Source organism: Streptomyces swartbergensis (assembly GCF_002148965.1).
Lineage (GTDB): Bacteria > Actinomycetota > Actinomycetes > Streptomycetales > Streptomycetaceae > Streptomyces > Streptomyces swartbergensis.
The window spans coordinates 1-9,622 of sequence record NZ_NGFN01000326.1 but is presented as its reverse complement, the minus strand read 5'-3'; the positions used below and the strand labels follow the sequence as shown (position 1 = coordinate 9,622).

8 protein-coding genes and 1 pseudogene are annotated in these 9,622 nt (G+C 71.8%); 6 read left to right on the top strand and 3 right to left on the bottom strand.

What is annotated here, in order from left to right; translation table 11 throughout:
• The 3 genes and pseudogenes from CA983_RS34880 to argF all read left to right on the top strand — a co-directional run.
• Positions 1 to 276: pseudogene (locus CA983_RS34880) on the top strand (radical SAM protein); the annotation flags it as partial.
• Positions 277 to 398: 122 nt separating this feature from the next.
• Entirely contained in the window at positions 399 to 1,622 is a 1,224-nt protein-coding gene (locus CA983_RS34875) for an arginine deiminase (protein WP_086604759.1), read from the top strand.
• A gap of 93 nt (positions 1,623 to 1,715) precedes the next feature.
• The gene (gene argF / locus CA983_RS34870; protein WP_086604758.1) at positions 1,716 to 2,723 is read left to right on the top strand and encodes an ornithine carbamoyltransferase; all 1,008 of its coding nucleotides are present in this window, start codon (positions 1,716 to 1,718) and stop codon (positions 2,721 to 2,723) included.
• Positions 2,724 to 2,729: 6 nt separating this feature from the next.
• Here argF and CA983_RS34865 read toward each other — a convergent pair whose 3' ends face one another.
• Positions 2,730 to 3,197: an ATP-binding protein gene (locus tag CA983_RS34865; RefSeq protein WP_086604757.1), complete on the bottom strand. Its 468-nt coding sequence runs from the start codon at positions 3,195 to 3,197 to the stop codon at positions 2,730 to 2,732.
• 308 nt (positions 3,198 to 3,505) lie between these two features.
• Between CA983_RS34865 and CA983_RS34860 the strand changes: the two genes are divergently transcribed.
• A complete protein-coding gene (locus CA983_RS34860) occupies positions 3,506 to 4,333 on the top strand; it encodes an enoyl-CoA hydratase family protein (RefSeq protein WP_086604756.1) in 828 nt (275 codons plus the stop codon).
• A complete protein-coding gene (locus CA983_RS34855; protein ID WP_244207224.1) occupies positions 4,330 to 6,675 on the top strand; it encodes a bifunctional salicylyl-CoA 5-hydroxylase/oxidoreductase in 2,346 nt (781 codons plus the stop codon). Before CA983_RS34860 ends, CA983_RS34855 begins: the two co-directional genes overlap by 4 nt.
• On the opposite strand, the gene CA983_RS34850 is transcribed toward CA983_RS34855, so the two are convergent.
• Together CA983_RS34850 and CA983_RS34845 are read right to left on the bottom strand one after the other, a co-directional pair.
• Positions 6,659 to 7,486 (bottom strand): PaaX family transcriptional regulator, encoded by an 828-nt coding sequence (locus CA983_RS34850; RefSeq protein ID WP_086604754.1) that lies wholly within the window; start codon positions 7,484 to 7,486, stop codon positions 6,659 to 6,661. The genes CA983_RS34855 and CA983_RS34850 overlap by 17 nt on opposite strands.
• 1 nt (position 7,487) lies before the next feature.
• Complete coding sequence (locus CA983_RS34845) at positions 7,488 to 9,134, bottom strand: AMP-binding protein (protein WP_086604753.1); 1,647 nt, start codon at positions 9,132 to 9,134, stop codon at positions 7,488 to 7,490.
• A gap of 128 nt (positions 9,135 to 9,262) precedes the next feature.
• On the opposite strand from CA983_RS34845, the gene CA983_RS34840 reads away from it, so the two are divergent.
• Positions 9,263 to 9,622 (top strand): acyl-CoA dehydrogenase family protein (locus CA983_RS34840; RefSeq protein WP_208637104.1); only part of this gene is annotated, 360 nt, incomplete at its 3' end.

Genomic DNA, 9,622 nt, shown 5'->3' with positions numbered 1-9,622 from the left:
GGCCCCCGCTTCCGCCCCGACCGGACCTCCTGGCCCGATGTGCGCACGCACGCCTTCGCCGACCGCCCCGCCGTACCGCACACCGCGGACGAGCACCTGGCCGCCGGGGACGCGGCCGCCGCGCTCGCCCGGTACGCCGGACAGCTGGCCGCCGACCCCGCCGAGCCGCACGCCCTGGCCGGCTGGATCGTCGCCCGGGCCGTGCTCGACCCCGGACGGGCGACGCGGCGCATGCTGGCCCGGCCGGAGCTGCTCCAGCCGCTGCCCAGCGGCTGACCGGGGGATGAGCGGGGAGCCCTCCCGGACCGGGCTGGTTGTCGTCAGGCAGACGCAAACAAGAGTTCGCCGAAACGCGCGAGCAGCGCGTCAACCGGCGCTCCGATGGTCAGGATGGAGGCATGGCTTACCACGTCCACTCCGAGGCCGGGCGGCTGCGCCGCGTCATCCTGCACCGGCCCGATCTCGAGCTCAAGAGGCTCACCCCCAGCAACAAGACCTCGCTGCTCTTCGACGACGTGCTGTGGGTGCGCAGGGCCCGCGCCGAGCACGACGGGTTCGCCGACGTGCTGCGCGACCGGGGCGTCACCGTCCACCTCTTCGGTGACCTGCTGGCCGAGGCCCTTCAGGTCCCGGCGGCCAGGACCCTCGTCCTGGACCGGGTCTTCGACGAGAAGGAGTACGGCCCGCTGGCCACCGACCATCTGAGAGCCGCCTTCGAGCACCTGCCGGGGGCGGAGCTGGCCGAGCTCCTGGTCGGCGGCATGACCAAGCGCGAGTTCCTCGACGTGCACCCGGAGCCGACCTCCGTGCGCTTCCACGTCATGGAACTGGACGACTTCCTGCTGGACCCCCTGCCCAACCACCTCTTCACCCGCGACACCTCCGCGTGGATCTACGACGGCGTCTCCATCAACGCGATGCGCTGGCCCGCCCGGCAGCGCGAGACCGTGCACTTCGAGGCGATCTACCGGCACCACCCGCTGTTCCGCGACGAGACCTTCCACGTCTGGTCCGAGGGGCAGGCCGACTACCCGTCCACCATCGAGGGCGGGGACGTCCTGGTCATCGGCAACGGGGCGGTGCTCATCGGCATGAGCGAGCGCACCACGCCCCAGGCCGTCGAAATGCTCGCGCACAAGCTGTTCGCCGCCGGTTCCGCCGAGACGATCGTGGCCCTCGACATGCCCAAGCGGCGTGCCTTCATGCACCTCGACACCGTGATGACGATGGTCGACGGCGACACCTTCACCCAGTACGCGGGGCTCGGCATGCTCCGCTCGTACACCATCGAACCGGGCGTGGGCGAGAAGGAGCTCAAGGTCACCGACCATCCGCCGGAGCACATGCACCGCGCGATCGCCGCCGCGCTCGGCCTGAACGAGATCCGGGTGCTGACCGCCACCCAGGACGTGCACGCGGCCGAACGCGAGCAGTGGGACGACGGCTGCAACGTCCTGGCCGTCGAACCCGGCGTCGTGGTCGCCTACGAGCGGAACGCCACCACAAACACCCACCTGCGCAAACAGGGCATCGAAGTGATAGAGATCCCGGGCAGTGAGCTGGGGCGGGGGAGGGGCGGACCGCGGTGCATGAGCTGCCCGGTCGAACGGGAGCCCGTATAGGCACCCCCACGTCGACGTATAGGCATGCTGAGTTTCGTATAGTATTCCAGCAGTCCTGCCCGTCCCCGTACCGCCGTATCCCTGGAGCGCCCCATGGCGACAGTCCCGACCGCCCTCGCCGGCCGCCACTTCCTCAAGGAGCTGGACTTCACCGCGGAGGAGTTCCGCGGTCTGGTCGAGCTGGCCGCCGAGCTGAAGGCCGCCAAGAGGGCCGGGACCGAGACGCAGTACCTGCGGGGCCGGAACATCGCGCTGATCTTCGAGAAGACCTCCACCCGTACCCGCTGCGCCTTCGAGGTCGCGGCCGCCGACCAGGGCGCCTCGACGACGTACCTCGACCCGTCCGGCTCGCAGATCGGCCACAAGGAGTCGGTGCGCGACACCGCGCGGGTGCTGGGCCGGATGTACGACGGGATCGAGTACCGGGGCGACAGCCAGCAGAAGGTGGAGGAACTGGCGGCGCACGCCGGTGTGCCCGTCTACAACGGGCTCACCGACGACTGGCACCCCACCCAGATGCTCGCCGACGTGCTGACCATGACCGAGCACTGCGCCAAGCCGCTGACCGGGATGACCTTCGCCTACCTCGGCGACGCCCGCTTCAACATGGGCAACTCCTACCTGGTCACCGGCGCCCTGCTCGGCATGGACGTGCGTCTCGTCGCCCCGAAGGACTACTGGCCGGCCGAGGAGGTCGTCGACCGGGCCCGCGCCCTCGCCGAGACCAGCGGCGCCCGCATCACCCTCACCGAGACCCTGGACGAGGGCGTCCGGGGCGCCGACTTCGTCGCCACCGACGTCTGGGTCTCCATGGGCGAGCCGAAGGAGGTCTGGGCCGAGCGCATCACCGCCCTCGCCCCGTACGCCGTGACCATGGACGTCCTGCGCGCCACCGGCAACCCGGACGTGAAGTTCCTGCACTGCCTGCCCGCCTTCCACGACCTCGGCACCAAGGTCGGCCAGGAGATCCACGCCGCGCACGGCCTGGAGTACCTGGAGGTGTCGGACGAGGTCTTCGAGTCGGCGCACTCCGTCGTCTTCGACGAGGCGGAGAACCGTCTGCACACGATCAAGGCCGTGCTGGTCGCGACCCTCGGCTGAACCGCGTCAGGCCGACGGGCGCCGCTGAGCCGGCACCACGGGCAGCCGGAACCACACCGCCTTGCCGGACTCGGTCGGCCGGTGCCCGCACGACGAGCTCAGGGTGCGGATCAGCAGCAGACCGCGCCCGTGCTCCTGCCAGGGGTCGGGCATCCGGCCGGACGGACAGGTGAGATCGCCGGGCGGCTGCGGGTCGGTGTCGTGCACCTCGACCTGGCAGCCCGACGGCATCAGCTCCACCACCAGCTCTATCGGCGTCTCGCCGGAGGTGTGCTCCACGGCGTTCGCCACCAGCTCCGCCGTGAGCAACTCCGCCGTGTCACGGTCCGCCCCGTGCTCCAGCTCGGTCAGCGCCGTACGGACCAGGGCACGGGCCACGGGCACCGCCGCGGCGGTGTGCGGCAGCGCGATGCGCCAGGAGGCGGGGGCTGAGGAGAGTTCGTACAAGGCGGGTCCGTTCATGGAGCAGGACATCCTGCTTTCAACCTTATGAATGGTACGGCGCCACTCTTCCGAGGCGTCCGAGGGGCACTGCCGGAGGGCCTGCGGCCCCCTTGCCGCACGGCTTACCCAGGTGAACGCCGTGCCGCGCACAGCTGCTCCCGCCGTTACGCCGGTGTGGATGATCTGTGACGGATGTGACCGGCCCGGCTCACGCCCGGCTCCCCATGAAGTCCTACCCGGACGGCCTATCGCGCACTCATGACGACAGTCACGAATGAGTGATAACTTCGTAGGGTAGAGCTCAGTGAGGCAGTGCCCGCCCTAGGAGGCCGCACGTCATGAGTCCCTTCACCGGCTCCGCCGTCCGCACCCCGAGCTGGCAGCATCTGCGCGTCGACCTCACCGACGGCGTCGCCACCGTCACCCTGGCCCGCCCCGAGAAACTCAACGCGCTCACCTTCGGCGCCTACGCCGACCTGCGCGACCTGCTCGCGGAGCTGTCCCGGGAGCGGTCCGTACGGGCCCTGGTGCTGGCCGGCGAGGGCCGTGGCTTCTGCTCCGGCGGCGACGTCGACGAGATCATCGGCGCCACCCTGGGCATGGACACCGCCCAGCTCCTCGACTTCAACCGGATGACCGGCCAGGTGGTCCGCGCCATCCGGGAGTGCCCCTTCCCGGTGATCGCGGCGGTCCAGGGCGTGGCGGCCGGTGCCGGAGCGGTCCTCGCCCTGGCCGCCGACTTCCGCGTGGCCGACCCCACGGCCCGCTTCGCCTTCCTCTTCACCCGGGTCGGCCTCTCCGGCGGCGACATGGGCGCGGCCTACCTCCTGCCCAGGGTCGTGGGCCTGGGCCACGCCACCCGCCTCCTGATGCTGGGCGACCCGGTCCGCGCCCCCGAGGCCGAGCGCATCGGCCTGATCAGCGAACTGACGGAGGAAGGCCAGGCCGACGAGACAGCACGACAACTGGCCCACCGCCTGGCAACCGGCCCGGCCCTGGCCTACGCCCAGACCAAGGCCCTCCTCACGTCGGAACTGGACATGCCCCTGGCGGCATCGGTGGAACTGGACGCTTCCACCCAGGCCCTCCTGATGACCGGAGAGGACTACGCAGAGTTCCACGCGGCGTTCACGGAGAAGCGCCCCCCGAAGTGGAGCGGACGGTGAGTGCAGGTACTTCAGGGGCGCGGGGAACTGCGCGACCAGCCACAGACAACCCGCACTCGCCCACCGGGCCGGACAACCCCCTACGCGTCGCCATCATCGGCGGCGGCCCCGGCGGCCTCTACGCCGCCGCCCTCCTCAAACGCCTCGACCCCACCCGCGACATCACCGTCTGGGAACGAAACGCCCCCGACGACACCTTCGGCTTCGGCGTGGTCCTCTCCGACGAAACCCTCGGCGGCATAGAACACGCAGACCCCCACGTCTACGAGGCCCTCCAGAGACACTTCATCCGCTGGGACGACATCGACATCGTCCACCGCAACACCCGCCACACCTCCGGAGGACACGGTTTCGCCGCACTCGGCAGAAAACGCCTCCTGGAGATCCTCCACACCCGCTGCCGCGAACTCGGCGTCGACCTCCGCTTCCACACCGAGGCCCCGGAAGGGCTCCCGCAGACCCACGACCTGGTCATCGCGGCGGACGGCATCCACAGCACCACACGCGAGACCTACGCGGACGTCTTCCGCCCCCGGGTCACCACCCACCGCTGCCGCTACATCTGGCTCGCCGCCGACTTCCCCTTCGACGCCTTCCGCTTCGAGATCGCCGAAACGGAACACGGCGTCATGCAGCTGCACGGCTACCCCTACGCCGCCGACGCCTCCACCGTGATCATCGAGATGCGCGAGGAGGTCTGGCACGCGGCCGGCTTCGACGAACTCGGCGAAGCCGAGTCGGTCGAACGCTGCGCCAAGATCTTCGCGGAAGCCCTCCGCGGCCGTCCCCTGAAGTCCAACAACTCGGCGTGGACGACCTTCCGCACGGTCGTCAACGACCGCTGGTCGCACGGCAACGTCGTCCTCCTCGGCGACGCCGCCCACACCGCCCACTTCTCCATCGGCTCCGGCACCAAGCTCGCCGTCGAGGACGCCCTGGCCCTGGCCGCCTGCCTGGAGGAACAGGAATCACTGGAGGAGGCCCTGACCGCGTACGAGGCGGAGCGGCGGCCCGTCGTCGCCTCCACGCAGCGCGCGGCCCGGGCCAGCATGGAGTGGTTCGAGAACCTCGCCCTGTACCTGGACCAGCCGCCCCGCCAGTTCGCCTTCAACCTGCTCACCCGCAGCCGCCGCGTCACCCACGACAACCTGCGGCTGCGCGACCCGCTCTTCACGGAGGCGGTGGAGCGGGAGTTCGGCTGCCCGCCCGGCACGCCCCCGATGTTCACGCCGTTCCGGCTGCGCGGCCTGACCCTGCGCAACCGGGTCGTCGTCTCGCCCATGGACATGTACTCGGCGGCCGACGGCGTTCCCGGCGACTTCCATCTGGTCCATCTGGGCGCACGGGCCATGGGCGGGGCCGGGCTGGTGATGACCGAGATGGTGTGCGTCAGCGAGGAGGGCAGGATCACGCCCGGCTGCGCCGGCCTCTACACCGGCCGGCAGGCCGAGGCCTGGAAGCGGATCACGAACTTCGTGCACGACCGGGCGCCCGGCACCGCGATCGGCGTGCAGCTCGGCCACAGCGGCCGCAAGGGCTCCACGAAGCTGATGTGGGAGGGCATGGACGAGCCGCTGGAGGAGGGCAACTGGCCGCTCGTGGCCGCGTCCGCGCTGCCGTACAAGCCGTTCAGCCAGACCCCGCGCGAGCTGTCCCGCGCGCAACTCACCGACATCCGGGAGCAGTTCGCGGCCGCCGCCGGCCGCGCCGCCCGGGCCGGGTTCGACCTGCTCGAACTGCACTGCGCCCACGGCTATCTGCTCTCCGGTTTCCTCTCCCCGCTGACCAACCGCCGTACCGACGCCTACGGCGGCTCGCTGGAGAAACGGCTCCGCTTCCCGCTGGAGGTGTTCGACGCCGTACGGAACGTCTGGCCGGGGGAGCGGCCCATGACCGTCCGGATCTCCGCCACCGACTGGGCCGACGGCGGGACCACGGCCGAGGACGCCGTCGAGATCGCCCGGGCCTTCGCCGCGCACGGCGCCGACGCGATCGACGTGTCGACGGGGCAGGTCGTGGCGGACGAGCGGCCCGAGTTCGGGCGGTCGTACCAGACGCCGTACGCGGACCGGATCCGCAACGCCACCGGCATCCCGGTGATCGCTGTCGGCGCGATCTCCTCCTGGGACGACGTCAACTCCCTGATCCTGGCGGGCCGCACCGACCTGTGCGCCCTGGCCCGCCCCCACCTCTACGACCCGCACTGGACGCTGCACGCGGCGGCCGAACAGGGCTACACGGGCCCCGGCGCCGTCTGGCCGACCCCCTACCGCGCGGGCAGCCGCCGCCCGCAGACGGGCCGCACGGACGCGCCCAAGCCGCGCCTCACTCTGGGGAGCTGAGCAGCCCCACGAACTCGGCGCCCGCGTCCCGCAGCCGCTCGTGCAGCCCCTGGAACACCGCCGACGAGCGGGTGCCCGGCCAGTCCTCCGGGAGCAGTTCGGCCGGCAGGCCCGGGTCGATGTAGGGGAGGTGGCGCCAGGAGTCCAGGGTGAGGAGGTAGTCGCGGTAGGCCTCCTCCGGCGGAGCGTCCTCGCGTTTCTCCCAGGCGTGCAGCACGCGCGCGTGGCGGTCGAGGAACGCCTCGTGCTCCTTGGCGATGGCGGCCAGGTCCCACCAGCGGGCGACGGCCTCCGCGGTCGGGGCGAAGCCGAGGTGGTCACCGCGGAAGAAGTCGACGTACGCGTCCAGCCGCAGCCGCTGGAGGGTGTGCCGGGTCTCCTCGTACAGCCGCGCGGGCGCGATCCACACGCCCGGCGCGGCCGTGCCGAAACCGAGACCGGCCAGCCGGGAGCGAAGCACGTGCCGCTTCTGCCGCTCCGACTCCGGCACGGAGAACACGGCGAGCACCCAGCCCTCGTCCTCGGGAGGAGCCGTGGCGTAGATGCGCCGGTCGCCGTCGTCGAGCAACTGACGGGCGTCCGGGGACAGTTCGTACCCGGCCGCGCCCTGCGCGGTGCGGGCGGGCACGAGCAGTCCGCGTCTCTTCAGCCGCGACACCGAGGAGCGTACGGACGGGGCGTCCACCCCGACCGCCGCGAGCAGCCGGATCAGTTCGGCGACGGGCACGGGGCCCGTCGCGAAGCGGCCGTACGCGCCGTAGAGCGTGACGATGAGAGACCGTGGTGCATGCTGGTCGGACACGTTGATCATCTTAGGTCGTTCGGGTCACTCCCGGTCGTTCCCGGTCGCCTTCGGTGCGGCCGTCCGGGTGCCCGCCGGTGCGCAGCCTGAACCGCTGGAGCTTGCCGGTGGCCGTGCGCGGCAGCGCGTCCAGGAAGACGATCTCGCGCGGGCACTTGTACGGCGCGAGCTCGCTCCTCACGAAGGCGCGCAGCGCCCCGGCGTCCCGTTCCGCTCCCTCCTTGAGGACGGCGAAGGCCACCACAACCTGCCCGCGGGCCTCGTCGGGCCGTCCCACGACCGCGGCCTCCACCACGTCCGGGTGCCGCAGCAGCGCCTCCTCGACCTCGGGCCCGGCGATGTTGTACCCGGCCGAGATGATCATGTCGTCGGCGCGGGCGACGTACCGGAAGTAGCCGTCGGCCTCGCGGACGTAGGTGTCGCCGGTGATGTTCCAGCCGCCGCGCACGTACTCCCGCTGCCGCGGGTCGGCGAGGTAGCGGCAGCCGACCGGTCCGCGCACCGCGAGCAGCCCCGGCTCCCCGTCGGGCACCGGCTCGCCGTGCTCGTCCTGCACGCGCGCGTGCCAGCCGGGCACGGGGACGCCCGTCGTGCCGGGCCGGATCCGCTCGTCGGCCGCGGAGATGAAGATGTGCAGCAGCTCGGTGGCGCCGATGCCGTTGATGACGCGCAGGCCGGTGCGGTCGTGCCAGGCCCGCCAGGTGGCCGCCGGCAGGTTCTCGCCGGCCGAGACGCAGCGGCGCAGGGACGAGACGTCGTGTCCGTCGAGCTCGTCGAGCATCGCGCGGTACGCCGTCGGGGCCGTGAACAGCACGGACACCCGGTGGCGGGCGATGGCCGGCAGCAGTTGCCTGGGACCGGCCTGCTCCAGCAGGAGGGCGCTCGCCCCGGCCCGCAGCGGGAAGACCACCAGCCCGCCGAGCCCGAAGGTGAAGCCGAGCGGGGGACTGCCCGTGAACACGTCCTCCGCGTGGGGCTTCAGGACGTGCCGGGAGAAGGTGTCGGCGATGGCCAGGACGTCCCGGTGGAAGTGCATGCAGCCCTTGGGGCGGCCGGTGGTGCCGGAGGTGAAGGCGATCAGCGCGACGTCGTCGGCCGCCGTGTCGACGGCCTCGTACGGTGTGCCGGGCGCCGGGCGGTTGAGGAGGTCGTTCGGGGCGTCACCGCCGTAGGTGGTGATCCGCAGGTGGGGGATCTCGGCCTTGGCGAGGTCGTCGACGGCCCGGATGTCGCACAGCGCGTGCCGGACGCGGGCGATCTCGCACATCGTGCTCAGCTCGTGCGGGCGCTGCTGGGCGAGCACGGTGACCGCGACGGCCCCCGCCTTCAGCACCGCGAGCCAGCAGGCCGCGAGCCAGGGGGTGGTGGGGCCGCGCAGCAGCACGCGGTTGCCTGGGACGACGCCGAGTTCGCCGGTGAGCAGGTGCGCGATGCGGTCGACGCGGGCGCGCAGGTCGGCGTACGACCATGGCTCTCCGGCCGGGGTGAGGAACGCCGGGCGGTCGCCGGGCGGGCCGTGGAGCAGTTCGGCGGCGCAGTTGAGCCGTTCGGGGTAACGCAGCTCCGGCAGGTCGAAACGGAGCTCGGGCCATTGGTCCGGGGGTGGCAGATGGTCACGGACGAAGGTGTCGACGTGGGCCGTACCCCGTGGATTCATACGGTTCGCCCCCTTGGCGTGGTGGGCTCGCTCCAGGAGCGTATCGTGTTGGTGACGACAGTCAACGGTCCGCGATAACCTCGGAGTGGCCCGGCCGGGAGGCAGGGGTGGCGGAGAAGGGACCGGCGATGACCGCATTCTCGCTCGAACCGGCACAACTCGCCTGGTGCGCCGAGCTGCGCGCCCTCGCCGCGGAGCGGTTGCGCCCGCTGGCCGACAAGGGCGAACCGGGCCGGGTGAACCGGGCCCTGCTCGCCGAACTCGGCAGCCTCGGACTGCTCGGCCGGCTCTTCACCTCCGGCGCGCTCGACCTGTGCCTGATGCGCGAGTCCCTGGCCTACGCCTGCACGGAAGCCGAAACGGCCCTCGCCCTCCAGGGCCTCGGCGCCCACCCCGTCCACGCCCACGGCACGGAGTCCCAACGCGCCCGCTGGCTCCCCCGGGTGGCCGACGGCAGCGCGGTGGCGGCGTTCGCGTTGAGCGAGCCG

Excerpts from the sequence above, each read along its gene's own strand:
- CA983_RS34875 (WP_086604759.1), top strand. The coding sequence starts at position 399 with ATGGCTTACCACGTCCACTCCGAGGCCGGGCGGCTGCGCCGCGTCATC.
- CA983_RS34860 (WP_086604756.1), top strand. The coding sequence starts at position 3,506 with ATGAGTCCCTTCACCGGCTCCGCCGTCCGCACCCCGAGCTGGCAGCAT.
- CA983_RS34845 (WP_086604753.1), bottom strand. The coding sequence starts at position 9,134 with ATGAATCCACGGGGTACGGCCCACGTCGACACCTTCGTCCGTGACCAT.
- argF (WP_086604758.1), top strand. The coding sequence starts at position 1,716 with ATGGCGACAGTCCCGACCGCCCTCGCCGGCCGCCACTTCCTCAAGGAG.
- CA983_RS34850 (WP_086604754.1), bottom strand. The coding sequence starts at position 7,486 with ATGATCAACGTGTCCGACCAGCATGCACCACGGTCTCTCATCGTCACG.
- CA983_RS34865 (WP_086604757.1), bottom strand. The coding sequence starts at position 3,197 with ATGTCCTGCTCCATGAACGGACCCGCCTTGTACGAACTCTCCTCAGCC.